We start from the raw sequence: 25,569 nt of genomic DNA, 5'->3' as shown, positions 1-25,569 counted from the left end.
CAACTTTTTTACATATAATAAACAATGGCAATGTATTGGAGGGCAGATGCTGCTAGGATAAAGAGATGCCAAATCATGTGGAAATAAGGTTTTTTCTTGGCGTAAAATCCAGCTCCAACTGTATAACAGAGTCCGCCAGTTACCATGAGACTCCAGAAAATTGGCGTTGTTTGACTGATAATGGCAGGAATGATAGCCAGAACCAACCAGCCCATAATCAGGTAAAGAGCAAGGCTAAATTTCTCATTGACTTTTTTAGCAAAGATTTTATAGAGAATACCAAAGATGGTCGTTCCCCACTGGATAGCAATAATCAGATAGCCAAACCAGTTATTCATCAAAGTCAGTACGACAGGTGTATAAGAGCCAGCAATAGCAACATAAATCATAGAATGGTCAATGATTCGCAAGACATATTTGTGGGTCGAACCATAGGCCATAGAGTGATAAATGGTGGATGATAGGAACATGAGAAAGAGACTAATAACGAAAATGGAAACGCCGATAGAGGATAAAAATCCGTGTGTCTCATAACTATAGGTTGATGAAATAGGCAGTAAGATGAGCATGATGACTGCACCTACGGCATGGGTCACACTATTAGCAATCTCTTCTCCGAAACTGAGTTGTTTGCTGAGTTTAAGACTAGTGTTCATTGGATTACCTCCTCTTGAGTATGATCGATTAAGGCTAGGGTTTGATGATAGAGTTTAACGGTTTGGCAGCTGGTTTGGATAATGGGGTTAGCTGGGTCAATTCCTTGGTTCATGTAGTCCACAAAAGCATCGTAGAGTTGGTCTGAACTTGCTTGAGTTTGGAGAGTATTAAGTGTCTGAGCTATTTCTTGAATAGAGAATACCGACTTGAGGGTTGTGATAGCAATCAGACGGGCAATCTGTTGGCGTTGGTATTTTTTCTTGTCAGGCTTTGTTAGGTAACCATGTTTCACATAATTGTTGACCATGGATGCTGTCAGGCCCTTGTCTTTATCAGGAGAGATAGGGGAGCAGACCTGATTGACATAGAGCAAAACCTGGTCCAGATAGAGGTCAATATTTGGGATTTCTGCCCATTTTGGGTAGGAAAAGGTAGTTTTCATTTTCAACTCCTTTTTATCTAGTTTTAATAACTAGATTATAAAATAATAGAAATAGAAAGTCAAGTTTTAACTGCTTGTAGAAAGACTTAAATTATGCTATGATGGGAGAAACTAGTCAGAAATGAGGAGAAAAGATGGAGATTCGTTTAGCTTTTCCAAATGAAGTAGATGCCATCATGCAGGTGATGGAAGATGCTAAAAAATGTTTAGCAGATGTTGGTAGTGACCAGTGGCAAAATGGTTATCCAAATGCTGATATTATTACTGAGGATATTATCTCAGGTCAAGCCTACGTAGCCTTGGAAGAGGGAGAATTACTAGCTTATGCAGCCGTGACCAAGAGTCCAGAGGCAACCTATGAAGCCATTTATGAAGGAAAATGGCAATCTGGAGAGTCAGAGTACCTAGTCTTTCACCGTATTGCTGTGGCAGCAGATGTGCAGGGACAGGGGGTTGCTCAGACTTTCCTAGAAGGCTTGATTGAAGGATTTGATTACCTAGATTTTCGCTCAGATACGCATGTTGCAAACGAGGCCATGCAGCATATCTTTGAAAAACTCGGTTTTAAACAGGTTGGTAAGGTTCCAGTTGATGGCGAACGCTTGGCCTATCAAAAATTGAAGAAATAATGCAAAAGAAGTACGTAAAAATGCTCTACTTTTCGCCAATAGGAACCTTGTCTTTGGTTGCTGACGAGCAATATCTGTATGGCATTTGGGTGCAGGAGCAGAAGCATTTTGAGAGGGGACTAGGAGATGAGACGATAGAAGCAGTTGTTAGTCATCCCATTTTAGACCCAGTTATTACTTGCTTAGATGCTTACTTTAAAGGTAAGTCTCAGGATTTATCCAACTTGCCCTTGGCTCCAATCGGAACGGATTTTGAAAAGCGAGTTTGGTCCTATTTACAGAGAATTCCTTATGGTCAGACAGTGACCTATGGACAAATAGCCCAAGATCTGCAAGTGGCTTCTGCTCAAGCAATTGGCGGAGCGGTAGGACGCAATCCTTGGTCTATCCTAGTACCTTGTCATCGTGTGCTGGGAGCATGCAAGCGTCTGACAGGTTATGCTGCAGGAGTGGAAAAGAAAGCTTGGCTCTTGGAGCATGAAGACGCAGATTTTAAAGATATAAACAATAGAAAGTGAAACACATGTTAGAATTTATCGAATACCCAAAATGTTCAACTTGTAAAAAAGCAAAACAAGAATTAAACCAACTCGGTGTAGACTATAAAGCTGTTCACATCGTGGAAGAAACACCTGGTCAAGAAGTCGTTTTAAACTGGCTAGAGACCTCAGGTTTCGAGTTGAAGCAATTTTTCAACACCAGTGGAATCAAATACCGTGAATTGGGGCTGAAAGATAAGGTAGGAAGTCTGTCAAACCAAGAAGCGGCCGAGTTGCTAGCAAGCGACGGAATGTTGTTAAAACGACCGATTTTAGTGGAGGATGGAACTGTTAAGCAAATCGGTTATCGAAAACCTTATGAAGAATTGGGATTGAAATAGTTTTTACTTATCTCTTTGATAGATAAAATATATAACCTCCCTGTTTCAAAGTATGATAAACTAGTAGGTAGACAAAGTCTGTATCTGACCGTAGCAAATAATTTCATTGACGGCAGAAGTATGGTAGAATGAATCATTAGCAGGAGAGGATGTTTTTATGAATGTTACAACGATTTTAGCATCAGATTGGTACCAAAATTTGATGCAATTGATTCCGGATGGCAAGCTGTTTAGCTTGCGTTCGGTCTTTGATGGGATCCCAAGAATTGTTCAACAACTTCCAATAACGATTATGTTGACAATTGGTGGTGCTCTTTTTGGCTTGGTTTTGGCACTTCTTTTTGCCATTGTGAAAATCAATCGTGTCAAAATTTTATATCCCTTGCAGGCCTTCTTTGTTAGTTTCTTAAAAGGGACACCGATTTTGGTTCAACTCATGTTGACCTACTACGGAATCCCTTTGGCTTTGAAAGCTCTCAATCAGCAATGGGGAACTGGTTTCAATATCAATGCGATTCCAGCCGCTGCTTTTGCAATTGTCGCCTTTGCCTTTAATGAGGCAGCTTATGCTAGTGAAACTATTCGTGCAGCCATTCTCTCAGTCAATCCTGGTGAGATTGAAGCAGCACGCAGTCTGGGGATGACCCGAGCACAAGTTTATCGTCGCGTGATTATTCCAAATGCAGCCGTTGTGGCAACTCCAACCTTAATCAATTCCCTAATCGGCTTGACCAAAGGGACTTCTCTAGCCTTCAGTGCGGGTGTTGTGGAAGTCTTTGCCCAAGCTCAGATTCTGGGTGGAGCTGATTATCGTTACTTTGAGCGCTTCATCTCTGTTGCCCTTGTTTATTGGGTAGTCAATATCGGAATTGAAAGCCTCGGTCGTTTCATCGAGAGAAAAATGGCTATTTCTGCACCCGATACAGTCCAAACAGATGTGAAAGGAGACCTTCGTTAATGATTAAGATTTCGAATTTAAGCAAATCCTTTTCAGGACAGACTGTCTTGGATCATCTGAACTTGGATATTCAAAAAGGGGAAGTAGTAGCCTTGATTGGTTCTTCAGGAGCTGGAAAATCAACTTTTCTTCGTAGTCTCAATTATCTTGAAACACCTGACAGTGGCTCTATTCAGATTGATGATTTCTCAGTTGATTTTTCTAAAATCACTCAAGAAGAAATCCTTGCCCTTCGTCGTAAGCTGTCTATGGTTTTTCAGCAGTTTAATTTGTTTGAGCGCCGTACAGCACTTGATAATGTGAAAGAAGGCTTGGTTGTTGTCAAGAAATTATCTGACCAAGAAGCAACCAAGATTGCCAAGGAAGAGTTGGCTAAGGTTGGGCTTTCTGACCGTGAAAACCATTACCCTCGCCATTTATCAGGTGGACAGAAGCAACGGGTTGCCCTAGCGCGTGCACTTGCGATGAAACCAGATGTCTTGCTCTTAGACGAACCAACTTCAGCCCTTGATCCAGAATTGGTCGGCGAGGTAGAAAAGTCTATTGCAGATGCTGCTAAGTCAGGTCAAACCATGATTTTGGTTAGTCATGACATGTCCTTTGTAGCTCAAGTTGCGGATAAGATTCTCTTCCTAGATAAGGGGAAAATCATTGAGTCTGGAACACCGGATGAGATTATCCACCATCCTAAAGAAGAGCGAACAAAAGAATTCTTCGCTAGTTACAAACGGACTTATATTTGATATAATAGATAAAGAAAAACTCAGTTAGCTGGACTAGCTGAGTTTACTCTTTAAAAAAGATAGAAATGAGAGAAATCATGCTACTGCAACTATTTTCTTTATATTTCGAGAGTTTGATCTTGACCACCATCCTCGTCCTGATTTTTTTAGGGATTTGGATTGGACTGAGAGCCATGTCGGGAGTTGATAAGACTGCCAAGGCTCGCCAAGCCCATCTCTATGATATGATTATGATTGGTGTCTTGGTTGTTCCAGTATTATCCTTTGCGGTTATGAGTTTAATTCTTGTTTTCAAGGCATAATCCTTGCGTGATTGACAAGAAAGAGTTAGAATAAAGATAGTTACAACAAGAAAGAAGGAATCTATATGTACGATACTATTATTATCGGTGCTGGACCTGCAGGGATGACTGCAGCCTTGTATGCTGCTCGAAGCAATCTAAAAGTAGCCTTGATTGAAGGTGGTCTGCCAGGTGGTCAGATGAATAATACATCTGATATTGAAAATTACCCTGGATACGCTAATATTAGTGGGCCAGAATTGGCAGAAAAAATGTTTGAACCTCTTGAAAATCTTGGTGTTGAGCACATTTATGGCTATGTTGAAAATGTAGAAGATCATGGTGATTTTAAGAAAGTGATGACTGATGACCAAACATATGAAACACGTACAGTTATCGTAGCAACTGGTTCTAAACACCGTCCTTTGGGAGTACCTGGAGAAGAAGAACTGAACAGTCGTGGTGTTTCTTACTGTGCTGTGTGTGATGGTGCTTTCTTCCGTGACCAAGATTTGTTGGTAGTCGGTGGTGGAGATTCAGCTGTTGAAGAAGCCCTCTTCTTGACTCGTTTTGCTAAGACTGTTACCATTGTTCACCGTCGTGACCAACTTCGTGCCCAAAAAGTTTTACAAGACCGCGCCTTTGCGAATGAGAAAATCAGCTTTATCTGGGATTCTGTAGTAAAGGAAATCAAGGGTGAAAATCGAGTAGAATCTGTCGTATTTGAAAATGTGAAAACAGGTCAAGTGACAGAACAAGCCTTTGGTGGTGTCTTTATCTATGTTGGATTGGACCCTCTTAGCGATTTTGTTAAAGAATTGAATATCCAAGATCAGGCAGGCTGGATTGTGACAGATAACCACATGAAAACTGCAGTTGATGGTATCTTTGCCGTTGGAGATGTTCGCTTGAAAGACCTTCGCCAAGTAACAACAGCGGTTGGAGATGGAGCTATAGCTGGTCAAGAAGCTTACAAGTTTATCACCGAACATAGTTAATCATAAAAAAGTTTCCAATCAGATGACTGGAAACTTTTTTTATAGTCTATTTCGAAAAACTTCGTACATGAGAATGGCTGCAGCAACACTGGCATTGAGACTTTGAACATGTCCATTCATCGGAATGGTAATCATCTCATCAACCTGTTTTTTGATGTTGCTAGAGATGCCTTTTCCTTCATTTCCGATGATGAGGGCAATTTTCCCTTTTGTATTCCACTCGTGGCAAGGAGTACCATTCATATCCGTTCCAAAGGTCCAGAACCCTTCATCCTTGAGTTTGTCTAAGGTTTGACTGAGGTTGGTCACTCGGGCAATTGGAACGTGTTCAATAGCACCTGTGGCCGTTTTGGCAACGACAGGAGTAACTCCGACAGCACGGTGCTTGGGAATGATGACACCTGAAACGTTGGTCGCATCGGCTGTTCGCAAGATAGAACCTAGATTATGGGGATCAGTTAGACCATCCAGAATCAATAGCAGTGGATTTTCTTCTTGGCGTGTTTTGGCAAGGATGTGATCCAGCTCGCTATAGGCAAATTCAGACACTCGTAGAACAAAACCTTGATGAACAGCACCTTCAGTCATCTCAGTGAGGGATTTTTTTGAGGTCCAAGAAATGGATACCTTCTTTTCTGTAGCCAGTTCCTTGACTTTCTCAACATTCTTACCTCGGAGATCTTCTTGGAGGTAAAGTTTGTTCCCTGTGTTTGCAAGGAGGGCTTCGGTAACGGCGTGGACGCCATAGACAATATCATTTGTTTTCATGCCTCTATTATAACACAAAACCCCGTCTTGCAACGGGATTTTATTTATTCAAGAATCAGTAGACCATCTTTAACTTCAAATGGGTCTTTTTCATTGATACGATCGTAAAACATGATTCCGTTGATGTGGTCAATTTCATGCTGAACAACGATGGAGTTGTAGCCTTTGAGCTTGATACGGTGTTTTTCGCCGTCCTTGTCAAAGTAGTCAACAGTAACGCGAGCATGGCGAACAACATAGCCAGGCACATTGCGGTCAACAGAGAGGCAACCTTCTCCTTCGCCAAGAGCAGCGTCTTGAACAGAGTGAGAGACGATTTTTGGATTGTACATAATGGCTTGTAAGTCGTAGGCTTCCTGCGGAGTTTCACCTTCTTCAACAATGTTTGGTACCAAAACAGCGATAATACGTTTTGAGATATCTAATTGAGGAGCAGCAAGTCCAACACCACCTCGGAGCCCCATCTTTTCAGCCATGACAGGATCTTGGGAATGTTTGAGGAATTGCATCATCTTTTCACCGAGAATGATTTCCTGGTCAGACAAGGGGAAAGTGACTTCCTCAGCAACCGCGCGTAGAGTTGGATTTCCCTCGCGGATAATATCTTTCATATCAATTAAGTGAGCAGCTTTTGTAATACGTTCTATTGCAGACATTTTCTCTCCTTTCATTACCTCTACATGATATCACAAAATGACAAGGATTGAAAGTATTACAGCCTTTAGGATTTATAGAAAATAGATAGGAAGTTCAATTCAATTGTGAAAGAAATACTTATCTGTGATATAATAAAAAGAAAAGGCTTGCATTAGAAAGTAGGGAGAATGAAGATGCAAAGAAGACAAGATAGACATAAACGTGGACCAGTTTTTCATTTTGTGAGAGGCTTTGTAAACTTTTTTAGGAGTTATCGCAAGTGGAGTAATAAGGGATTTGTGGCGATACTCTTGCTAGCAGTTGCTTTATCAATGGGCTTGGTCTTGTTGTTTGAAAGTTTCCAAGGAATCCCTTTAACCACTCAAAAACGAGATACCATTTCTCAAGAAGCAAATAAGTCTAATCAAAATGCTAAAGATCAGGAAGAGGAAAAAACTGCCAGAATTATGGCAAATGGGGACCTCCTCTATCATATTCCTATCTATCGTTCAGCTTTAAAAGAAGATGGAACCTATGATTTTCATGAAAATTTTGATTATGTGAAGCCATGGCTCAAACAAGCAGACTTGATTATAGGTGATTTTGAAGGTACTGTGAACAAGGACCACTATTTGGCAGGTTATCCTCTCTTTAATGCACCTGGTGAAGTTATGGATGCCATCAAGGATGCTGGTTATCAAGTGCTAGACTTGGCGCATAACCATATCCTAGATTCACAAATAGAAGGTGTGGTTTCAACTGCAGATGCTATTGAAAAGGCAGGAATGACACCTATTGGAGTGTATACGCATGAGTCACGTGATCAAGCTCCGCTGGTCATTAAGGAAGTGAATGGTATCAAGGTTGCACTGTTAGCCTATTCCTATGGTTTCAATGGAATTGAGCAAAGTATTTCTCAAGAAGACTATAACCGCTATCTTTCAGACCTAAATGAAGACAAGATGAAGGCTGAAATTGAACGAGCAGAGAAGGAAGCGGATATCACCATTATCATGCCTCAGATGGGTGTGGAATATCGCTTGGAACCAACTGAAGAACAAAAGGCTCTTTATCACAAGATGATCGATTGGGGAGCTGATATTATCTTTGGAGGGCACCCTCACGTAGTTGAACCATCTGAAACGGTTGAAAAAGATGGGGACAAGAAACTCATTATCTATTCAATGGGGAACTTCATTTCCAATCAACGAATTGAAACCATGCAAGATGAAGAGAATGCTAAGTGGACAGAGCGTGGCGTGCTCATGGATGTGACTATTAAGAAAAAAGCCGGTAAGACGACAATCGAAACTGCCAAAGCGCATCCTTCTTGGGTAAACCGTACACCAAAAGGAACCTATTCTCCAGAAGGTTATCCACTCTTCCTTTACCAAACCTATATCTTAGAAGATTTTATCGAGGGTGGTAGTCATCGTGACAAGTTAGATGAAGCGACTAAGGAACGAATTGATACAGCCTATAAAGAAATGAACGAACACGTAGGATTGAAGTGGGATTAGCTTGAATCCAGAGGGAAGTAAATGACGATTAAGGTAATTGCAACAGATATGGATGGGACCTTGCTGGATGCTAGAGGCCAGCTTGATCTCCCACGTTTGGAAAAGATTTTAGATCAGTTGGATCAAAGGGGTATTCGTTTTGTCATTGCGACGGGCAATGAAATTCACCGCATGAGGCAACTACTGGAGCACTTGGTCGATCGGGTGGTTCTGGTTGTTGCAAACGGTGCTCGTATTTTTGAAAACAATGAACTGATTCAGGCTCAGACTTGGGATGATGCCATTGTCGATAAGGCTTTGGCTCATTTTAAGGGTCGAGCGTGTCAGGATCAGTTTGTTGTAACGTCTATAAAGGGTGGTTTCGTCAAAGAAGGTACGATTTTTACAGACCTTGAAAGTTTTATGACTCCAGAAATGATTGAAAAATTCTACCAACGGATGCAATTTGTGGACGAATTAACCTCTGACCTCTTTGGTGGTGTGCTCAAGATGAGTATGGTTGTTGGTGAGGAACGTTTGAGTTCGGTCTTGGAAGAAATCAATGACCTCTTTGATGGCCGTGTTCGTGCTGTATCGAGTGGCTATGGTTGCATTGATATCCTTCAAGCTGGAATTCATAAAGCATGGGGCTTGGAAGAATTACTCAAGCGCTGGGACTTGACCTCCCAACAAATCATGGCTTTCGGTGACAGTGAAAATGATGTTGAAATGCTTGAAATGGCTGGAATTGCCTATGCGATGGAAAATGCTGATGACAAGGCCAAAGCTGTGGCGACTGCTCTAGCGCCAGCCAACAGCCAAGGAGGAGTTTATCAAGTCTTGGAAAACTGGTTAGAAAAAGGAGAATGAAGTGGCAGTACAGTTATTAGAAAATTGGTTACTAAAGGAACAAGAAAAAATTCAAACCAAGTATCGTCACTTAAATCAGGTTTCTGTTGTAGAGCCAGATATTCTTTTTATTGGGGATTCCATTGTCGAATACTATCCTCTGCAGGAACTATTTGGGACTTCAAAGACAATTGTCAATCGAGGAATTCGTGGTTATCAGACAGGGCTGTTACGAGAGAATCTAGATGCGCATCTTTACGGTGGAGCAGTAGATAAAATTGTCCTTTTGATTGGGACAAATGATATCGGAAAAGATGTGCCTGTGAATGAGGCTCTCAATAATCTCGAAGCTATCATACAATCCATTGCTCGCGATTATCCATTGACTGAGATTAAATTGCTTTCTATTTTGCCAGTCAATGAGGGAGAGGAGTACAAGCAGACAGTCTATATCCGCACGAATGAAAAAATTCAGAAATGGAATCAAGCCTATCAAGAGCTTGCTTCTGCCTATATGCAGGTAGAATTTGTGCCAGTTTTTGATAGTTTGACAGACCAGGCAGGTCAACTCAAAAAAGATTATACAACTGATGGGTTGCACCTTAGTGTTGCTGGTTATCAGGTTTTGACAAAATCTTTGAAAGACTATCTTTTGTAGTTAATTGCTTTCCTTTTTGCATTTTTGTGTTAGATAAGGTATAATGGTTTTATTGTCTTTTGGGGTCGTTACGGATTCGACAGGCATTATGAGGCATATTTTGCGACTCGTGTGGCGACGTAAACGCTCAGTTAAATATAACTGCAAAAAATAACACTTCTTACGCTCTAGCTGCCTAAAAACCAGCAGGCGTGACCCGATTTGGATTGCTCGTGTTCAATGACAGGTCTTATTATTAGCGAGATACGATCAAGTCTTGTCTAGCGGCTTGATAAGAGATTGATAGACTCGCGGTTTCTAGGCTTGAGTTATGTGTCGAGGGACTGTTAAACGAATACATAACCTATGGTTGTAGACAAATATGTTAGCAGATGTTTGGACGTGGGTTCGACTCCCACCGGCTCCATTATTCCTTTGCATTCTTTCGCATTCCTTGGTAAAACGTTGTTAAATCAACGTTTTTTGTTTTTGTCTTTGGTATTCCTTGGTATTCTTTTGCGAAAAAAGCAGACCCTAAAACAGACCCTCTTTTTGAAGAAGGTCTGTCGTGTTTAAAAATCAATATAATTTGCAAAGCGTTCTCCGATGTCGTCCTTTGCTTGCTTTGTTATGTGAGTATAAACGTTCATGGTCGTTTTTAAGTCAGAGTGACCAAGACGATGTTGGACTTGTTTCAAAGTCATGCCAGCATCGAAACATAGACTGGCATGTGTGTGTCTGAATCCGTGAATTTTAATCGGACGCAGGTCGCTACCTTCCACAATTTTGATCAGCCATTTTCTGGGAAGAGTGCTGGGAATTGGTTTTTTAAATTCATTTTCAAAAATGTATTTGGTATTTGGGTTTTGCTTTCTCCATTTTTTCAAAATACTTTTTGTTTTCTTGTCTAGGCTAATCAGCCGATTACTGCTGACCGTTTTGGTGTTACCAATCTCTTCGCCTGCAAAGCCTCTTGTAATGGCCTTGTTTATGTCCAAAGTGCTATCTGTCCAGTCACTCCATTCAAGGGCTAAAATCTCCCCCTTTCGTGCTCCTGTGAAGGCTAGAAGGCGAAACAGAGTTATCTTTTCTAGATCCTTTGTTTTAGCAACAAGTTTTAAGAACTTTTGAAGCTCATCTTTGTTGTAAAAGTCACTTTTTATATCTGATTTCTTTCTTATCGAGGTAATCACGCTATCAACTGGATTGGTTTCAATGTAACCATGCCTAATAGCGTATTTGAATACATTATTCATCAAACCTTTCATCTTACGACCATAGACTAATTTCTTCGACCACTCATTGGCTTGTTCTTGCATTTGAAGTGGTGTGATTGTTGCTATCTTTCGTTTTCCGAAAACTGGATATATGTGATTCTTGAAATTCCTGGATGTTTTGATATAAGTGCTTTCTTGTACAGTTTCAGAATAATCTTTGAGCCATTTTTTAGAAATTTCCTCAACCGTTATTTCTTTCTTGTACTGTTCTCCATTTTCTATATCTTCTTGAAGCTGGAGTAGTGCTGCTCTTGCTTTTGCTTTCGTTGCAAACCCTCTTCGTTTAATATACTTGTCTTTTCCGTTTTCTTTTCCGACATAGATTCTAAAACCGAAAGCAGTTTCTCCGTTTTTCTTTTTATAAGATCTAATTTCCATTGATTTTCACCTCATTTCTTGATAAAATGGGTATAAGAAAACGACCTTTTTAATGGTTTTTTCTTATAACGCTAATCCTCACGCTCAGACTCGCCAAAGTTTGAGAGCGTGGGGCTTTTTTATTATTTTTTGGCTAGGCGCCATATTGTTAAATCTAGATAATACGTTAGTTCTTTTTCACGAGTAACAACTCTCTCGGTTTCAATATTTAGGGTTTTATATGGTCCACCTCTACCAGTAAGGATTGCATCGTATCGATAATTTGGATTAGCTATGTATGATGAAATTTGTGATGCAATCACAGCTGGTAAGTATCCAACAAAGATATTATTCACTAAAACTTTGACAGCATTTTTATCATGCGGATTTGAAGGTTCTGGTAATAGTTGAACGTCTACTGTTTTCAATTTATTGTATTTGTAAACAGGTTTATATGTTTCAAGCATATAAGATTTCAAACTCTTATTATCTTTTCCGAAATAGTGGATTCCTCCAGAAAGAAAATCAGCAGCAAGCTCAGCCTCTTCTTTATGATAATTTGTCCCCATCAACAAGAAATCATCATGGAAAACGATCTTATCAACACTAGGACCGCTATAATTCTCTATTTGTTTCTTTTTCTTTGCCTTTTTTTCTTGTTTTGCAGTGAAATGGCCGATTAAAAACATTATGAAACTAAAGAACAAAAGTATGACTCCAAGAGGAGGAATCAGAAAAAGCAGTATTATAGAAATTACAAGAAAAACTAGTGATGTCTTTTTGTAATCTTTTGACGTGTGTTGCTTTTTGCCGGTAGAAGCAACAATAGATTGTTGTTTATTGGTGTTTACTTTCTTCTTGCTCTTTTTGGACGATTTGAACAAATCTGAAAGTCCAAAGGTTGTCTTATGATAAATCTTGTTATACATGGCTTTCTTTGGATTTTTAACCCATCCCATCCCTTTTTTACCATAGCCAGGGATAATAGCTTTTTTAGCCTGTCTTTTCCATTTACTAGTAGTTCTAGCTTTTAAACTTCTGGTCAGACTTGGTTTTCTCATTCCTATTTTCATAAGTTTCTCCTTTTAATTTTCAATTGGCATGAAGTTTCCGACTATTTTTCCAATAATCCTTGGATCTTCTTCAAATGGTGCGAATTTATCTTTATATTTGCTATTGATAGAGACGAGTCGGAGACCGTCTTTTTCTTTATAGACTTTTTTGATATAAGTTTGACCATCCCAATCAACTGCATAAATGGCACCATCGTAGTCAAAACCTGTTTCTTTTATAAGAACAACCTCTCCATTCATGTACTTAGGTTCCATTGAGTCTCCAAAAACCCAAGAAGCAAAATCGTGGTCTAGGTCTTTGTCATAAAAAACAGTGTCATAGTTCCCATCGTTGAAGTATGAAAACCCAGTACCAGCTGATAGCTTTTCAAAAACACGGTATTCAAAAAGCTTTTCCTCAATTGTGATTACTTTATTATTTTGCTCTTTCAATTGTTCGTTAGCGTAGTTAAGAACCTTTTGTTTTCTCGGAGTTGATAGCTTGACAACCTTTTCAGTAATTTTGTGAACCAACGGGGAGGTTGGGATTTTCAATTCTTGTTGATTGTCTTCCCATCCCATCAAGTCTCCAGGTGATACATTTAATTTGTCAGCGATTTTTTTTAATACTTCAGGTCCAACCTTTTCAATATCTCCTTTTTCGTACCTAAAAATAGTAGAACGAGAGACACCTACACTTTCTGCAAGCTCGTCCGCAGACATTTTCAACGCTTTTCGACGTTGTTTTATTCTTTCTCCGACATTCATTTTTTTACCCCTTATTATATATTACACAATAATTTTACAACATTAGTCGCAAAAATGCAATATAAAAAGTTTCAAAAATGCGATTTTCTTGTTGACATTTCCTTTTTTATCAGTTATACTTAAAACAACAAGTCGCACAAATGCGACAAATGGAAAGGAGCAGATATGGTAAATGTATCGAAATTAAAAGGAAAAATTATCGAACGCAATACTACTCAAGAGGCTTTAGCAAAAGATATTGGGATTGATAAGAGTACGTTCTATAGAAAAATGAAACAAAATGGTAGTTTCTCTATACAAGAAGTAAACTTGATTGTTTCTTCCCTCAATCTTTCAAAAGACGAAGCTTTATCTATTTTTTTTAGCGAAACAGTCGCATAAGTGCGACAAATTAAAGAAAGGAATACTATGAACGAAATTTTTAACTTTCACGGGCAGGAAGTCCGTACTTTGACAATTGATGACGAGCCGTGGTTTGTGGGAAAAGATGTCGCAGACATCTTAGGATATGCTAAACCTCTGGACGCAATTTCTCGGCACGTTGATGAAGATGACTCCGTGAAATACGGACTCACCGACAATTTAGGTCGAACACAAAATACTATTATCATCAACGAATCTGGTCTCTACTCTCTTATTCTATCCAGCAAGTTACCTCAAGCCAAAGAGTTCAAGCGTTGGGTGACATCAGAGGTCTTGCCAGCTATTCGCAAGCAGGGCGGTTTCATCCGTGAGGACTTGGACGAGGATGCCTTTATCGCTCTGTTTACTGGCCAAAAGAAATTGCGTGAGCAACAGGCGACCATGCTGGAAGATATTGACTACCTCAAGAGTGAGCAACCAATCCATCCAAGCTACGCTCAGTCGCTCCTGAAGAAGCGTAAGGCTCGGGTTGTGGCTTGCCTTGGTGGTATTGATAGTCCAGCTTATGCGGATAAGATTTTTGCTCAGTCGGTATTTAGACAAGCTGAGATTGATTTCAAGGATCATTTCAATATCAGTCGCTATGACTTGCTATCGAAGAAGTTTGCGGACGCTGCTCTTGCTTACTGGATGACGTGGGAGCCAAGCACCAACACTAAGATGAAAATCATGAAATTGAATTCATTTGACGAAGTGTAGAAAGGTAAGAAATGAGAGTCGATTTATTATCTGCAAAGGTCGTTTTGGATGAAGAGATACTAGCTAGTATAGACAACTCATTCGGTCCGATGGTGGAAGGATATACCAAAGACCAAAAAATAAAATTTGTTTTGAACTTTAACAGAGCTTTGACAATTGCTAGATTTTTAAATGAAAATCCAGATGTCCTTGAAAAACAGCGTAAGATTTACGCAATGATTTTAAAGAAGGCTTCGGAGTAAACGTACCGACACAACGAGTTCCAGAAGAAAGAGGAAGGAATGAGACCAAGACGATATCCGTATAGCAGGATAAAACGAAAATTAACAATAAGCGCAGGAAGTATAAGCGTTAAGAATTTATCGGTTGGTTCTGTTGATGAGAAACAACTTCAGAGGGTTATCGAGAAGTTAAAGAAACAAATGGAAGGTTAATAAAGTATGGAACAATACAATTTACCTAAAATCGAAATTGATTGCGAGGAATTTACTGTACACTCAGATAGCCATTTTAAGTATCCGAGACATGAGTATCACTTTGCTAATGGTTATGGCGCCAGTGTAATTCACAACAAGTATTCTTACGGGCTTGAGTTAGCAGTTGTCAAATATAACAAGGAAACAGGTTTGTGGGATTTAGATTACAAATCAGAAATCACCGATGACGTGATTGGGCACATCAATGGCAAAGAAGAATTGGAAGAAATTCTCATTAGAATTTCAAATTTATAAACAAAAAAGCACCTGACGGCAATCAGGCGCATACTAAAAAAACTTTACAAGAGGATTATAACATGAACACTACTTCAAATTCAAATAAAATTTTAACAACCACAGATTACGATATGTTTAGAAAAATCAGCAATAGAAAAATCACTGAAAATCCTAAACTTGAAGAAGAACTTTTGTCAGAAGGTCAACGTCAACCAATTTTAGTAAATGGGAAGATGGAAGTTATTGACGGACAACATCGTCTGTATTACTTGAGAAAGCATAGAAAACCAGTGCGATTCATAGTTGACCCTACGGCTAATTTTAAAACGGTAATTTCGATGAATACATCGGCCGTCAATTGGGCATTACAAGATTATGTGTATTCTTTTTCTTTAGAAGGAGACCCTGAGTTTATTAAATTAGCTAAATTTTTAGATGAAAATGAATTGCTTAGTGACAGGATGGCAATTATAGCTGGGTCAGGAAGACGTGATGGTACAGCTACACCAATCATCAGAAAATTAAAACAAGGCGATTATGTATTTTCAAACGAAAAACAGTTAAGAGAGTTTTGTAAGTTCTACGAACGAGTTTTAAACGAAACAAAACTTCCTAACAAACCATTTCTACAATCTGTTTTATGGACTTTGTATACGACATCTGTTTTTGATGAAAACAGAATGTTGACGCAATTAAAAAAGTCGGATTTGACGTCAGAAGCTATTGAAGGATTTTCAAAGAAAAAATTGTTATTAACTTTTTTAGAAACCTATAACGGAAGATGGAGTGATGATCACCCTTCTTTAATTCAATACTTCATCAATAGAAAAGGATCGTTAACAATTCCTAGTTTGCCTAAACAAGATGAAGATCATTAAAAAAAGAGAGGAAAAATGCCAATGGCAGTTGATTTGAATGAATTGGTTGAAGCAGCAGTTGAAAAAGCTTCAGAGAGAATCATCGAACTTGTTTATCAATCTATACAAGAGGCAGAAAGACGAAGTTCAAGGAGAACTCACTGGGCGCCTATCAAAGAGGTTCAAGCGGAGACAGGTTGGGGTCGTAAGAAAATTGAAGATTTCAGAGACGCAGGGAAATTCCGCTACCAGCAAAACGCCAAAGGCGGTAAATATTTATATGACATGAACGATGTACTTCGGTTTCAAAGTCAGTTAGCAAAATAAAGGAGATTAAAAAATGTTTGAACCACCGATTTTAGACCAGTTGATGGGTGTTGGAGCTTTGCTGATTGGATTTGCAGGGCTTTGCCGTCATATCAAATTGCAAGAGGAGCGTAAGGAAAAAGAAAGACGAGAAGAGCAAGAATTTGCGTCTATGATTATCCAAGGATACAACCATGCTTACGAACGTGGTAGAGAGGACAAATGGCAAGAAATTCGCAAGAATATTCGCAGAGAGTTCAAAGGATTCACATATGACAACGAACCGCCTGTAGGCTTACGCCCTGAGCCTCTAGCCTTGCCAGAGCCGAAACAGTCTGCAATCAGATTTTTGTCATGAGGAGGTCAGGAAATGGAAGAATTGATTGAATGGCTGTCGTGGCATGAGAGAGTGAATATTAAAATGATGTCGTCTGATGAAGAGAAGTCTGATTTTGAACTATATTTAGAGGACGAGAATAGAAAAATTTCACTTATCAAAGAATACCTGGACGACTATGAAAAACTAGCTAAGGACTATCGTGATGTAGTCTCTGAAAATCGTCTGCTCAAGCTTGAAAAACTAGAGTTAGAAGGCAGACACATCTATGAGGATATGCGGATGAAATATCGTGCCAATCGCAGGAAGTGGGGTGCTCGGTATGTCTGAAATAAAGTGGATAAAAATCACAACGGATATTTTTGACGATGAAAAGATTTGTCTGATTGACGCCTTGCCTGATCCCGATGCCATTCTAGTGATATGGTTCAAAATTTTGACACTTGCTGGGAAACATAATAGTAGTGGATTGTTGATGATGACTGATAAGGTTCATTATACTGATGAAATGTTAGCTACTATTTTTCGTAGACCACTGAATACTGTCAGAATGGCTTTGGGAGTATTTGAGCAGTTCGGGATGGTTGAGATTATTGACGGTGTCATCACTTTGCCTAATTGGGAAAAGCATCAAAATATTGACGGAATGGAGAAAATCAAGGAACAAACACGTAACCGTGTAGCAAAATATCGTAAAAAACAGAAAAATCTTGCTCTTGGTAACGTTACAGGTAACGTTACAGTAACGGACGGTAACGCACTAGAAGAAGATAAAGATAAGAATAAGAATAGATTAGATAAGAATAAGAAAAGAATAACTACTACTAATAGTAGTGGTAGTGAAGAAAATATCTTAGAACTTTTTCAATCTGAATTTCGCAGACTCTTATCTGGATTTGAGATTGAAGAAATCAACCATCTACTAAATGAGAATGATGTGGATTTGGTAAAGGAAGCACTGAAGACTGCAATCAACTCAGGAAAACCTAATATCAAATACATAGGTGGTATTTTAAGAAATTGGCAGATGAACAATGTCACGACTGTTGAGCAGGTTCGCCAAACCGAAAAGAAAAACAAGGATAAGAAAGAAGAACAGGAGGCTAAGGACGAATGGGGGTACTAGAACTAATTGAGCAATTTGAGATAGACTACTATCCGTTAAGCTACGAGAAGAAAACTCTTTTAGCAAGCCAGCCGATTCATCAAGTGATTGCCTGCTTGTCTGAAATGGCCAGCTGGCAGGAATGCGGAGGTAGGCTAGTATGGTAGACAATGTATTTGAGGAGATTGCCTTATCTTATCGCAGAAATACAGAACAACAGAAAGAGCTTTGCGAAAAGCACAATATTCCTTTGATAAAGATATTGAGGACTGAGAGTGTTGTGTGTCGTATGTGTGAATCTGAGCGGATCCATGAAGAAAATCAGGCAAGAGTGAACGAACTGGCCAACGCTGAGAATGAGCGAGAGAGGAAATACTATCTTGAGAAGTTCTCTCTTTATGATGAGGTTTTGAAAAATGCGACTTTGGACAATTTTGAGACACCCACTGAAAAAGAAGCGGAAAAGCTAGCTTTTGCGAAGAGAATTTGTCGCGAATGGTCTGAGGGCGCTAGGAACAACATCGTGCTACAAGGAGAACCTGGGACTGGCAAGAGCCATTTAGCCTTTGCTATGGTGAAGGATTTATCTGAGTATACGAAAGAGATTGCTATTTTCATCAACGTGACGGACCTACTGATGAAGATTAAAGCTGATTTTAGTCAGGAAGAGTTCCTGGTCAACAAAATTGCTAGCGCTAAGTTTTTGGTTTTAGATGATTTGGGCATGGAAAAGGATAGCGAGTGGTCGTTTACTATTCTCTACAATATCCTGAACAAGCGTTCAAATACAATTATTACTACGAATTTGATTTCTGCTGATATTCAGAAAAGATATGGCAGACCCTTCATGTCTAGACTGATGAAGGGTGTAGATAAAGACCATTTGATGGTTTTCAATGATTTGACAAACAAGCGGAAGCAATATTTTTAGAATGGAGGTGGCTGATGTTTATTTTAAAGCATGGGACAAGAGAAGATAAGCCGTTCTTGAGGTCTGCAATTATCGGTGTGACTGGCTTGGACATTTCATGTTCAGAGGAGAAGAAAGCCTTGCGGTTTGTTTCTCGGGCGGCAGCCTTACAGGTTGGCAAGGCATTGAGGGGTTCCTTTGGGAACTTCTACCCAGTTGAGGTGGAGTGATGTTAGAGCTTTACTTCGTCTACAACGGGCACTGTAAATTTTACCTTGGGACGTTTGACAATGTCGATAATCTCATTGAGCATATGAAAGACCATCAGTGGGCTTTCTCGGCTATCACTCATCCAAGGTTTCAAAAGCACATTGGTCAGCGGACAACACGGTTTGACTATGGTGCTAAGGATTGTTACTATTTATCGACTTTTTCAGGAGGAGAAGAAAATGATTGAACTTTTTAAAGAATTTGGAATGGCTATTCTGTGGTTATTTCTCGGCTACTTAGTCGGGGAACGTGCAGCAAGAAAGGAGAAGAAAGATGATCAATAATGTTACGTTAGTGGGGCGCTTGACGAAAGACCCTGAATTGAAATATACGCCGTCGAATGTGGCCGTTGCTACCTTTACTCTGGCGGTCAATCGGAATTTCAAGGGAGCCAATGGCGAGCGAGAGGCGGACTTCATCAACTGCATGATGTGGCGCAAGCAGGCGGAGTTGTTTGCAGAATGGTGCAAGAAGGGCAACCTGGTCGGTGTGACTGGTCGCATCCAGACAAGGAACTATGAGAATAAAGAAGGGCGTAGAGTCTATCTGACCGAGGTGGTCGCAGAGAATTTTGAGCGACTTGAAAAGCGTGATGATACCGCTAATCGTTCGAACATTGAGGAACAAATGCCAGGACATGCACTTGAGGAAGATGATTTTCCGTTTTAGTGGGAGGTAAGAAATATGATTGGAGTAAGCTATCAGGAAATTCATCTCTTTGTTGAGTTTTTGAAAAAGCAGTATGGGCAAGGTCGTCCAGACTATATTGAAGCCCTGAACGACTTAGACGGCTTGGTGAAAGCCTTCCAAAGAGATGATATTGAAAGATTTTTAGAAGATGAAATATAAAGTGACAGAATACCATTCAGATTTTCAAGAAGAACAGACTGGCACTTGCGAATTGTGTTTTGGTACAGCGTGGGTTGAAAATGGTTCAATAACGGTTGAAGATGAAAATGGAACTGAAACAGAAATTTATTTAACTGTTTGGGATTGGGGCGATTACGACACAATCTACATTGATAATGTGGTTAATTTCTCAGCTTGGTTGCAAGAAAGGGAAGTTGATCCAATCAGTGAAGAAACCGAACTTTGGCCGTGGTTGAATGAATTGGTAGAAAAATATAACGAGGAGTTGGAAGATGAATAAGCAGGAATTGATTGAGAGAATCGAAGCCGTACCAGCACATAATACAAGAACAAGACCTTGGATTGACAAGAGAGTTGTCCTTGGTTTAATCAGACTACTAGACGAACCGAAGAAACCAGTAGTATCGCAATTTGTTGCAGATTGGTACGAAAAACACAAATATGCTCTAGAATTTAATATTTTTGATTATGTATATAGGTTTGAACAACAGGCAGAAAATGATTTTAAGGATTGGTTTGATGACATAAACACTAAAGCAATCCAAATTCTCGTCAACATGCACCAATTCGGCTACGAGATCGAGGAAGAGAAGCGGTATTTGGTGAAGTTTAAAGGGTTTAATTCAAGTTATATTATTTTGAAACATCGTCACTATGGTAATACTTGGTTTTTGGGTGGGGAACAAGAATATGAATTTTATAGATTACACCACACCCGCAAACAACTAGAAGAGGCTGGGTTCGGATGGGTTTTCTCTTGCGAAGGGATTGAAATCGAGGAGGTGTAAGATGAACGAAAAACAAATAACAGATTTAATCGAAAGAATGCGTGAACTTGGACATATTTACTCTTATCAAGGCGCAAAAAAACTTATCCTAGAATACGAGAAGTTAAACAAACCAGAAAAAGTCAAAGTTCCGGAGTATATAGAGGACTGGATTTTTAAATGCCAACTTTTAAATAATTTTAGCTTGAGTAGTGCACTAGATAGTAACACAATCCATCTCTACGCTAAAAAAAGCGAATTCGTGAAGAAATGGCTTAATGACAAAAACAACCAAGACCTCTTCGCTCGTGCGTGGTTGACTGACTATGAGGCTGAGAAAGAAACAAAATACAGAGTCAAGTTAAAAAATACAAATGACTATTTAAACGAAACAGAGGTTGGATTCCATTTTTACAACAATTGGAAAAATAACAAAACATTTACACGAAAGGAACTAGAATATTCTGATTTTAGCTGGGTGCTCGACTGCCCAGGAATTGAGATGGAGGAGGTGGAGTGATGGAAGATATACGAATACTAGACGCTTGTTGTGGCAGTCGTATGTTTTGGTTTGATAAAAATGAGAGCCATACAACTTTCATGGACATCAGACAAGAAAAATTTGAAATATATGGGAAAAAGGTAAACGTAAACCCTGACGTTGTCGGAGATTTTCGTGATATGCCATTCGATGATGAAACATTTAATCTAGTAGTATTTGATCCGCCACATTTAAAATGGGCAGGTCAAAACTCAATTATGCGATCACAATATGGCCAGCTGGATAAAGTTACCTGGTCGGAAGATTTAGCCAAGGGTTTTGAAGAATGTATGAGAGTTCTAAAAGTTGGAGGTACTCTAGTTTTTAAATGGTCTGATTGTCAAATCAACGTTAAAGAAATTCTTAAATCTGTACCTTTTAAACCATTATTTGGGCAACAAAGAGGTACTACACATTGGATGACGTTTATGAAATTTGAGGAGGTGGAGTGATGGAATTTTTACTAACAAGCACAAGCGGGTGGGTTGAAAATCAAATCCCTAACGCCGTGATTAAAAAATACACAAAAATAGAAGTTAGGGTTTTTTCGAGCTTTGAAGAATTTGATAAGCGATTATCTTGGATGGAAGGCACTTGGCTTTCTAAAGGAGTTAATCATAAAATGTCTAAAGGTCGAATACAAAGAGAATTCCCGAACGGTGCAGAGGGGCATTTTATCGAAATCAATTCGATAGAGGAGTTGCTAGAATTTCGGGAAAAAGTTGGAAACGAGCTAATAATTACTTCTGCTATTGATAACGAATCAATTCCAGCTATTGAAATTTACAATAATTACAGGGAGTGAACATGAAACGATTTATAGCAATATGGATTCTGCTATCTGCTGGATTGAACATCTGGCAGATGGACAGGATTCGAGATTTGGAAGAGAAGAAGCCGATAGTTGTCTATAAGACAGACAACGTAGGCGCTGAGATTTTCGGTAAAGTCGTCGAGAAAGGACGGTACGGTAAGCTATACACGCTTACAATTCGTGATTACGGGGTGTTCGTGGTTACGAAGGACGTGTATGAGAAAGTGAAAGTTGGGGATGAGGTGATGATTTAAAATGAAATGCGAGTTATACAACGATCATTTTGAAAATGCTAAAAGGTATCAGATTCCAAGGGCGCAGTTAATTATCGCTGATATCCCTTATAATTTAGGCAATAATGCGTATGCTTCGGACCCCCGTTGGTACAAGGATGGAGATAATAAAAACGGCGAGAGTAAACTGGCAGGAAAATCATTTTTCGATACGGACAATGATTTCAAGATTAATAATTTTTTCGATTTCTGTTCTAGGTTACTCAAAAAAGAACCTAAGGAAAAGGGGAAAGCGCCAGCTATGATTGTATTCCACGCTTGGCAACAGCGAGAAATGGTTATTGAATGTGGTAAAAAACATGGATTTAATAACGCTTATCCGCTTTATTTTACAAAGAAATCAAGTCCACAAGTTTTAAAAGCCAACATGAAGATTGTTGGCGCTGTTGAAGAGGCGACTGTCTTATATCGTGACAAGTTACCGAAATTCAACAATAGTGGGTCAATGGTATTAAATCATGCTCCTTGGGAGAAAGATAGTAACTATCCCACGATTCATCCGACGCAGAAACCTATACCAGTTTTAAAACGGTTGATTGAAATATTTACTGATCCAGACGATGTTGTTATTGACCCAGTAGCTGGAAGTGGCTCAACTTTGAGGGCTGCAATCGAAATGGGACGGTCAGCCTATGGCTTTGAAATAAAAAAGGATTTTTACCAAAAGGCGCAGGAGCAGATGCTCTCAACCTTTCAAACCAGTCTATTCTAGACCACTATATCAGACTACAATTTTTGATTTTTTAGGAGAAAAAGAATGAACACACTACAAAATGTTAAACAATGGTTTATTGACCGTGATTTAGAAAACGGTGGACGGTTAGACAAGCAGTCATTAAAACTCAGCGAAGAGTTCGGCGAGTTATGCGCAGGCTATCTCAAGAAGAATGAGAAGCTGACCAAGGACAGCATCGGAGATTGCGCAGTCGTGATTGTCGGTCTGGCCTTGTTAATAAAAGAGGATGTGCATAAGATTTTTGAGGAATCAGAGTTCGCAGAAAGCAAAGATGTGATGAAAAATTTAAAATGGCTAAATGTTAACATTTGTAATTTTCAATTACGTCATGGTTCACGGCAAAAAAAATATTGTCTATATAACCTAGTACGATCAATCGGTTATCTAAAATCAATCAGCAATGCTCTCGGTTATGATTTTGAAGAATGTTTTGAACTGGCTTACAACGAAATTAAAGACCGAAAAGGTCGTTGGATTGATGGGGTGTTTGTAAAAGAGGAGGATTTATAAAATGAAAAAACTAGGAATTTTTATTGGGGCGATATTTGTAATCGTTGTATCGCCATTTGTAGTTCAGTATGGATGGAATGAGATTATCACAACGATTGTTCCAGTTGGTAAAATTACAGTCTGGCAAGCTTTAGGGATGGATGCACTACTATCTTTCATCTGGCCTGTGTTATCTAGCAAAAAAGAATCTGAAGAGGATTATTCGTATGAGGTAAAGAGCAGTATTTCAAAAATCATTACATGTGCATTTTTGATATGGTTAGCTAGTTTGTTTATTTAAGGAGTGTTAGCATGATACCAAAATTTAGAGGGTTATCCATTGACGAAAATAGCAAAGGAGAATGGCAATACGGACATTTAATTGAAGATAGAGGAAGAGCATTTATTATCAACGAAGTGGTAGAAGCTAACGAACAATACATTACTATAGGTTCTTGGTGTCCTGTAAATATAGAATCAGTAGGACGTTTCACAGGGATGTTTGACAAAAATTTACGGGAGATATATGAGAAAGATATTCTTGGTACAAAAGATGGTTTGTTAAACGGAATTATCGAATATAGAGAAGATTTAGGAATGTTTGTAAATAGCTTGATTCGATACAATAATTTTGAACGATTGTGCAATGTGGTTAGCGATAGAGAAATCATCGGCAACGTATATGAGAACCAGGAGCTTTTGGAGGATAAATAATGAACCCAGAAATCAAAGACAACATAAACAAACCAAGCCACTACATCGGGACTCATGGTCTCGAAGTAAAGGATGTTACAGCTAATTTCATCAAAGGCAAGTCTGAAATGGAAGCACATCACTGGTGCAGTGCAGTCGAGTATTTACTTCGCTACAAAGAGAAAAACGGTCTTGAAGACCTGAAGAAAGCACGCAAAAATCTTGACTGGTTGATTGAGGAGATGGAGCATGAGTGAGTACGCATTGTACGAAGGCGACACATTCATTACTATGGGGACACTTGCGGAGATCAGCAAAGAAACAGGAATTGCTGAAAGGATGTTGAAGTATTACACTTTTGCATCCACACAAAGAAGAAACCCAAATGGTAGGGCTGTCGTAAAGATTGAGGTAGATGATGAAGGATAGGAAATATTTTTCGGAACAGATCAAATTGTGGAGAAAAGCCAAGGGTCTAAAGAAAATTGAGGCTGCTAAAATTTTTGGAGTTACCCCAGAAACTATTTGTCATTGGGAAAGCGGAAAAGCACAACCGCAAGATGGAGATATGTTTGTTATTTGCGAAAAATTGAATCTTGACCCTCATATGTTTTTGAGAAAAAAGACAAATTCTTTTGCCGAAACGCTAAAAAGAAAGCGATGTGAGATGGGATTGACTCAAAGTGATTTGGCTATTAAATTAGGGTATCACAGAGATACGATAGCCAAGTGGGAAACAGGCAGTAGTATTTCTAAATGCGCATTGGAAGATATCTGTACGTTCTTTGGAATCGAGATATAAAAAAAGAGCCAGCACACGGCTGACCCTCATAGCAACAAATCATTAACACTATTATATCATGAGGAGGAGTTCGTGTGCAAATAGAATTATTGGATATCATCGATGAAAAGAAAACCAGAAAGGAAGCTATCAAAGTCCTTAAAAAATACAGTCGCCTGAGACGGATAGCTGGAGAAGAATACGCCCCCAAAATAACAATATCCTACTCGCTTGAACCAAGATCATCAAGTGGCAAGACAAGTAAGCAGGTAGAAAGCATGGTCGTGCGTAGAGTATCAGCTCAGCAGGACCTAGAACTAATCGCAAAAGCAATCAACAATCTTTCAGATTTGGAATACACACGTATTCTTGTTGAACGATATTGCAGAAAAAAGAGGAGGGAAGACTACAGCATTTATTCAGAGCTAGGCTATTCATCTAGTGAGTATTATCGGATCTTGAACAAAGCTCTATTAGAGTTTGCGGAGTCCTATCAAGCAAGTAACCTTTTGGTCTACAAGTGATTTCTGGGAA

The 25,569-nt window shown here is 39.2% G+C and carries 46 protein-coding genes and 1 other RNA gene; 40 read left to right on the top strand and 7 right to left on the bottom strand.

The features are described 5' to 3' along the window. Positions 1-8: 8 nt before the first annotated feature. Together O3664_RS05875 and O3664_RS05870 are read right to left on the bottom strand one after the other, a co-directional pair. A complete protein-coding gene (locus tag O3664_RS05875; protein WP_001098000.1) occupies positions 9-656 on the bottom strand; it encodes a hemolysin III family protein in 648 nt (215 codons plus the stop codon). Beyond that, positions 653-1,099, bottom strand: coding sequence for a DUF1836 domain-containing protein (locus O3664_RS05870; RefSeq protein WP_000858732.1), 447 nt, complete (start codon positions 1,097-1,099; stop codon positions 653-655). Before O3664_RS05870 ends, O3664_RS05875 begins: the two co-directional genes overlap by 4 nt. Before the next feature lie 134 nt (positions 1,100-1,233). Here O3664_RS05870 and O3664_RS05865 point away from each other — a divergent pair, with 134 nt between their 5' ends. From O3664_RS05865 to trxB, 7 genes are all read left to right on the top strand, one after another. Continuing rightward, positions 1,234-1,728, top strand: a complete 495-nt coding sequence (locus O3664_RS05865; protein WP_023948272.1) for a GNAT family N-acetyltransferase — start codon at positions 1,234-1,236, stop codon at positions 1,726-1,728. Next, the gene (locus O3664_RS05860) at positions 1,728-2,246 is read left to right on the top strand and encodes a methylated-DNA--[protein]-cysteine S-methyltransferase (RefSeq protein WP_020901893.1); all 519 of its coding nucleotides are present in this window, start codon (positions 1,728-1,730) and stop codon (positions 2,244-2,246) included. Before O3664_RS05865 ends, O3664_RS05860 begins: the two co-directional genes overlap by 1 nt. A gap of 5 nt (positions 2,247-2,251) precedes the next feature. Continuing rightward, positions 2,252-2,608: an arsenate reductase family protein gene (locus tag O3664_RS05855; protein WP_023948270.1), complete on the top strand. Its 357-nt coding sequence runs from the start codon at positions 2,252-2,254 to the stop codon at positions 2,606-2,608. Between the two features lie 157 nt (positions 2,609-2,765). Next, positions 2,766-3,566, top strand: coding sequence for an amino acid ABC transporter permease (locus tag O3664_RS05850; protein WP_001103445.1), 801 nt, complete (start codon positions 2,766-2,768; stop codon positions 3,564-3,566). Continuing rightward, positions 3,566-4,309: an amino acid ABC transporter ATP-binding protein gene (locus tag O3664_RS05845; RefSeq protein WP_000590982.1), complete on the top strand. Its 744-nt coding sequence runs from the start codon at positions 3,566-3,568 to the stop codon at positions 4,307-4,309. Before O3664_RS05850 ends, O3664_RS05845 begins: the two co-directional genes overlap by 1 nt. A gap of 77 nt (positions 4,310-4,386) precedes the next feature. Continuing rightward, positions 4,387-4,611, top strand: coding sequence for a DUF4059 family protein (locus tag O3664_RS05840; protein WP_000926599.1), 225 nt, complete (start codon positions 4,387-4,389; stop codon positions 4,609-4,611). A gap of 65 nt (positions 4,612-4,676) precedes the next feature. Then, positions 4,677-5,588, top strand: coding sequence for a thioredoxin-disulfide reductase (trxB, locus tag O3664_RS05835; protein ID WP_000272298.1), 912 nt, complete (start codon positions 4,677-4,679; stop codon positions 5,586-5,588). Between the two features lie 39 nt (positions 5,589-5,627). On the opposite strand, the gene rlmB is transcribed toward trxB, so the two are convergent. Both rlmB and def read right to left on the bottom strand, forming a co-directional pair. Then, positions 5,628-6,356 carry a 23S rRNA (guanosine(2251)-2'-O)-methyltransferase RlmB gene (gene rlmB, locus O3664_RS05830; protein ID WP_023948503.1) on the bottom strand — a complete coding sequence of 243 codons (729 nt, stop codon included), beginning with the start codon at positions 6,354-6,356 and terminating at the stop codon, positions 5,628-5,630. A 44-nt stretch (positions 6,357-6,400) separates the two neighbouring features. Continuing rightward, positions 6,401-7,012, bottom strand: a complete 612-nt coding sequence (gene def, locus O3664_RS05825; protein ID WP_001272937.1) for a peptide deformylase — start codon at positions 7,010-7,012, stop codon at positions 6,401-6,403. Between the two features lie 174 nt (positions 7,013-7,186). Between def and O3664_RS05820 the strand changes: the two genes are divergently transcribed. The 4 genes from O3664_RS05820 (at position 7,187) to ssrA (ending at position 10,407) form a co-directional block, all read left to right on the top strand. Next, positions 7,187-8,512, top strand: coding sequence for a CapA family protein (locus O3664_RS05820; RefSeq protein WP_023948501.1), 1,326 nt, complete (start codon positions 7,187-7,189; stop codon positions 8,510-8,512). A gap of 21 nt (positions 8,513-8,533) precedes the next feature. Further along, a complete protein-coding gene (locus tag O3664_RS05815; protein WP_023948499.1) occupies positions 8,534-9,361 on the top strand; it encodes an HAD family hydrolase in 828 nt (275 codons plus the stop codon). A gap of 1 nt (position 9,362) precedes the next feature. Next, the gene (locus O3664_RS05810) at positions 9,363-9,998 is read left to right on the top strand and encodes an SGNH/GDSL hydrolase family protein (RefSeq protein WP_371613774.1); all 636 of its coding nucleotides are present in this window, start codon (positions 9,363-9,365) and stop codon (positions 9,996-9,998) included. A gap of 61 nt (positions 9,999-10,059) precedes the next feature. After that, positions 10,060-10,407, top strand: a transfer-messenger RNA (tmRNA) gene (gene ssrA / locus O3664_RS05805). A gap of 142 nt (positions 10,408-10,549) precedes the next feature. Here ssrA and O3664_RS05800 read toward each other — a convergent pair. The 3 genes from O3664_RS05800 to O3664_RS05790 form a co-directional block, all read right to left on the bottom strand. Then, a complete protein-coding gene (locus tag O3664_RS05800) occupies positions 10,550-11,632 on the bottom strand; it encodes a tyrosine-type recombinase/integrase (protein ID WP_371613773.1) in 1,083 nt (360 codons plus the stop codon). A gap of 122 nt (positions 11,633-11,754) precedes the next feature. After that, positions 11,755-12,684, bottom strand: a complete 930-nt coding sequence (locus tag O3664_RS05795) for an HIRAN domain-containing protein (protein WP_371613772.1) — start codon at positions 12,682-12,684, stop codon at positions 11,755-11,757. 12 nt (positions 12,685-12,696) lie between these two features. Continuing rightward, positions 12,697-13,431 (bottom strand): helix-turn-helix domain-containing protein, encoded by a 735-nt coding sequence (locus O3664_RS05790; protein ID WP_371613771.1) that lies wholly within the window; start codon positions 13,429-13,431, stop codon positions 12,697-12,699. Between the two features lie 165 nt (positions 13,432-13,596). Between O3664_RS05790 and O3664_RS05785 the strand changes: the two genes are divergently transcribed. The 29 genes from O3664_RS05785 to O3664_RS05645 all read left to right on the top strand — a co-directional run bounded on the left by O3664_RS05785 (position 13,597) and on the right by O3664_RS05645 (position 25,559). After that, on the top strand, positions 13,597-13,812 hold the full coding sequence (locus tag O3664_RS05785; RefSeq protein WP_247934812.1) for a DUF739 family protein: 216 nt from the start codon (positions 13,597-13,599) through the stop codon (positions 13,810-13,812). A gap of 27 nt (positions 13,813-13,839) precedes the next feature. Then, the gene (locus O3664_RS05780; protein ID WP_371613770.1) at positions 13,840-14,553 is read left to right on the top strand and encodes an ORF6C domain-containing protein; all 714 of its coding nucleotides are present in this window, start codon (positions 13,840-13,842) and stop codon (positions 14,551-14,553) included. A gap of 11 nt (positions 14,554-14,564) precedes the next feature. Then, positions 14,565-14,795 (top strand): hypothetical protein, encoded by a 231-nt coding sequence (locus O3664_RS05775; RefSeq protein ID WP_371613769.1) that lies wholly within the window; start codon positions 14,565-14,567, stop codon positions 14,793-14,795. Positions 14,796-14,993: 198 nt separating this feature from the next. After that, positions 14,994-15,284, top strand: coding sequence for a hypothetical protein (locus O3664_RS05770; protein ID WP_371613768.1), 291 nt, complete (start codon positions 14,994-14,996; stop codon positions 15,282-15,284). Between the two features lie 62 nt (positions 15,285-15,346). After that, positions 15,347-16,144, top strand: coding sequence for a ParB N-terminal domain-containing protein (locus O3664_RS05765; RefSeq protein WP_371613767.1), 798 nt, complete (start codon positions 15,347-15,349; stop codon positions 16,142-16,144). Between the two features lie 15 nt (positions 16,145-16,159). Then, a complete protein-coding gene (locus O3664_RS05760) occupies positions 16,160-16,450 on the top strand; it encodes a hypothetical protein (RefSeq protein WP_371613766.1) in 291 nt (96 codons plus the stop codon). A gap of 13 nt (positions 16,451-16,463) precedes the next feature. Beyond that, the gene (locus O3664_RS05755; RefSeq protein WP_371613765.1) at positions 16,464-16,787 is read left to right on the top strand and encodes a hypothetical protein; all 324 of its coding nucleotides are present in this window, start codon (positions 16,464-16,466) and stop codon (positions 16,785-16,787) included. 12 nt (positions 16,788-16,799) lie between these two features. After that, positions 16,800-17,096 (top strand): hypothetical protein, encoded by a 297-nt coding sequence (locus O3664_RS05750; protein ID WP_371613764.1) that lies wholly within the window; start codon positions 16,800-16,802, stop codon positions 17,094-17,096. Next, entirely contained in the window at positions 17,089-17,892 is an 804-nt protein-coding gene (locus tag O3664_RS05745; protein ID WP_371613763.1) for a phage replisome organizer N-terminal domain-containing protein, read from the top strand. Before O3664_RS05750 ends, O3664_RS05745 begins: the two co-directional genes overlap by 8 nt. Next, a complete protein-coding gene (locus tag O3664_RS05740; protein WP_371613762.1) occupies positions 17,880-18,038 on the top strand; it encodes a hypothetical protein in 159 nt (52 codons plus the stop codon). The genes O3664_RS05745 and O3664_RS05740 overlap by 13 nt, the downstream gene beginning before the upstream one ends. Continuing rightward, positions 18,032-18,802, top strand: a complete 771-nt coding sequence (locus O3664_RS05735; RefSeq protein ID WP_371613761.1) for an ATP-binding protein — start codon at positions 18,032-18,034, stop codon at positions 18,800-18,802. The genes O3664_RS05740 and O3664_RS05735 overlap by 7 nt, the downstream gene beginning before the upstream one ends. A gap of 14 nt (positions 18,803-18,816) precedes the next feature. Then, positions 18,817-19,011: a hypothetical protein gene (locus tag O3664_RS05730; protein WP_261443442.1), complete on the top strand. Its 195-nt coding sequence runs from the start codon at positions 18,817-18,819 to the stop codon at positions 19,009-19,011. Continuing rightward, the gene (locus tag O3664_RS05725) at positions 19,011-19,238 is read left to right on the top strand and encodes a hypothetical protein (protein WP_371613760.1); all 228 of its coding nucleotides are present in this window, start codon (positions 19,011-19,013) and stop codon (positions 19,236-19,238) included. The genes O3664_RS05730 and O3664_RS05725 overlap by 1 nt, the downstream gene beginning before the upstream one ends. 86 nt (positions 19,239-19,324) lie before the next feature. Next, the gene (gene ssb, locus O3664_RS05720; RefSeq protein WP_371613759.1) at positions 19,325-19,720 is read left to right on the top strand and encodes a single-stranded DNA-binding protein; all 396 of its coding nucleotides are present in this window, start codon (positions 19,325-19,327) and stop codon (positions 19,718-19,720) included. A gap of 15 nt (positions 19,721-19,735) precedes the next feature. After that, the gene (locus O3664_RS05715) at positions 19,736-19,900 is read left to right on the top strand and encodes a hypothetical protein (protein WP_371613758.1); all 165 of its coding nucleotides are present in this window, start codon (positions 19,736-19,738) and stop codon (positions 19,898-19,900) included. Between the two features lies 1 nt (position 19,901). Further along, the gene (locus O3664_RS05710; protein WP_371613757.1) at positions 19,902-20,201 is read left to right on the top strand and encodes a hypothetical protein; all 300 of its coding nucleotides are present in this window, start codon (positions 19,902-19,904) and stop codon (positions 20,199-20,201) included. Beyond that, on the top strand, positions 20,194-20,709 hold the full coding sequence (locus O3664_RS05705; RefSeq protein WP_371613756.1) for a DUF1642 domain-containing protein: 516 nt from the start codon (positions 20,194-20,196) through the stop codon (positions 20,707-20,709). Before O3664_RS05710 ends, O3664_RS05705 begins: the two co-directional genes overlap by 8 nt. A 1-nt stretch (position 20,710) precedes the next feature. Then, a complete protein-coding gene (locus tag O3664_RS05700; protein WP_371613755.1) occupies positions 20,711-21,208 on the top strand; it encodes a DUF1642 domain-containing protein in 498 nt (165 codons plus the stop codon). Then, the gene (locus O3664_RS05695) at positions 21,208-21,681 is read left to right on the top strand and encodes a class I SAM-dependent methyltransferase (protein ID WP_371613754.1); all 474 of its coding nucleotides are present in this window, start codon (positions 21,208-21,210) and stop codon (positions 21,679-21,681) included. The genes O3664_RS05700 and O3664_RS05695 overlap by 1 nt, the downstream gene beginning before the upstream one ends. Beyond that, a complete protein-coding gene (locus O3664_RS05690; RefSeq protein ID WP_371613753.1) occupies positions 21,681-22,034 on the top strand; it encodes a hypothetical protein in 354 nt (117 codons plus the stop codon). Before O3664_RS05695 ends, O3664_RS05690 begins: the two co-directional genes overlap by 1 nt. A 2-nt stretch (positions 22,035-22,036) precedes the next feature. Continuing rightward, complete coding sequence (locus tag O3664_RS05685) at positions 22,037-22,297, top strand: DUF1372 family protein (protein ID WP_371613752.1); 261 nt, start codon at positions 22,037-22,039, stop codon at positions 22,295-22,297. Position 22,298: 1 nt separating this feature from the next. Next, complete coding sequence (locus O3664_RS05680; protein WP_371613751.1) at positions 22,299-23,048, top strand: site-specific DNA-methyltransferase; 750 nt, start codon at positions 22,299-22,301, stop codon at positions 23,046-23,048. Between the two features lie 45 nt (positions 23,049-23,093). Further along, positions 23,094-23,582 carry a MazG-like family protein gene (locus O3664_RS05675; RefSeq protein ID WP_371613750.1) on the top strand — a complete coding sequence of 163 codons (489 nt, stop codon included), beginning with the start codon at positions 23,094-23,096 and terminating at the stop codon, positions 23,580-23,582. 1 nt (position 23,583) lies between these two features. After that, complete coding sequence (locus tag O3664_RS05670; protein WP_371613749.1) at positions 23,584-23,862, top strand: hypothetical protein; 279 nt, start codon at positions 23,584-23,586, stop codon at positions 23,860-23,862. A gap of 11 nt (positions 23,863-23,873) precedes the next feature. Then, a complete protein-coding gene (locus O3664_RS05665) occupies positions 23,874-24,275 on the top strand; it encodes a YopX family protein (protein ID WP_371613748.1) in 402 nt (133 codons plus the stop codon). Further along, a complete protein-coding gene (locus O3664_RS05660; RefSeq protein ID WP_371613747.1) occupies positions 24,275-24,511 on the top strand; it encodes a DUF3310 domain-containing protein in 237 nt (78 codons plus the stop codon). Before O3664_RS05665 ends, O3664_RS05660 begins: the two co-directional genes overlap by 1 nt. Further along, on the top strand, positions 24,504-24,683 hold the full coding sequence (locus tag O3664_RS05655) for a hypothetical protein (RefSeq protein ID WP_000005958.1): 180 nt from the start codon (positions 24,504-24,506) through the stop codon (positions 24,681-24,683). The genes O3664_RS05660 and O3664_RS05655 overlap by 8 nt, the downstream gene beginning before the upstream one ends. Beyond that, positions 24,673-25,056, top strand: coding sequence for a helix-turn-helix domain-containing protein (locus O3664_RS05650; RefSeq protein ID WP_371613746.1), 384 nt, complete (start codon positions 24,673-24,675; stop codon positions 25,054-25,056). Before O3664_RS05655 ends, O3664_RS05650 begins: the two co-directional genes overlap by 11 nt. A gap of 74 nt (positions 25,057-25,130) precedes the next feature. Then, positions 25,131-25,559 carry an ArpU family phage packaging/lysis transcriptional regulator gene (locus tag O3664_RS05645; RefSeq protein WP_371613745.1) on the top strand — a complete coding sequence of 143 codons (429 nt, stop codon included), beginning with the start codon at positions 25,131-25,133 and terminating at the stop codon, positions 25,557-25,559. Positions 25,560-25,569 lie beyond the last annotated feature (10 nt).

Source organism: Streptococcus sp. 27098_8_109, from assembly GCF_041432295.1.
Classification (GTDB): Bacteria; Bacillota; Bacilli; order Lactobacillales; family Streptococcaceae; genus Streptococcus.
Note: the sequence above shows the minus strand (reverse complement) of the source record. Positions and strands in the feature narration are given on the sequence as shown.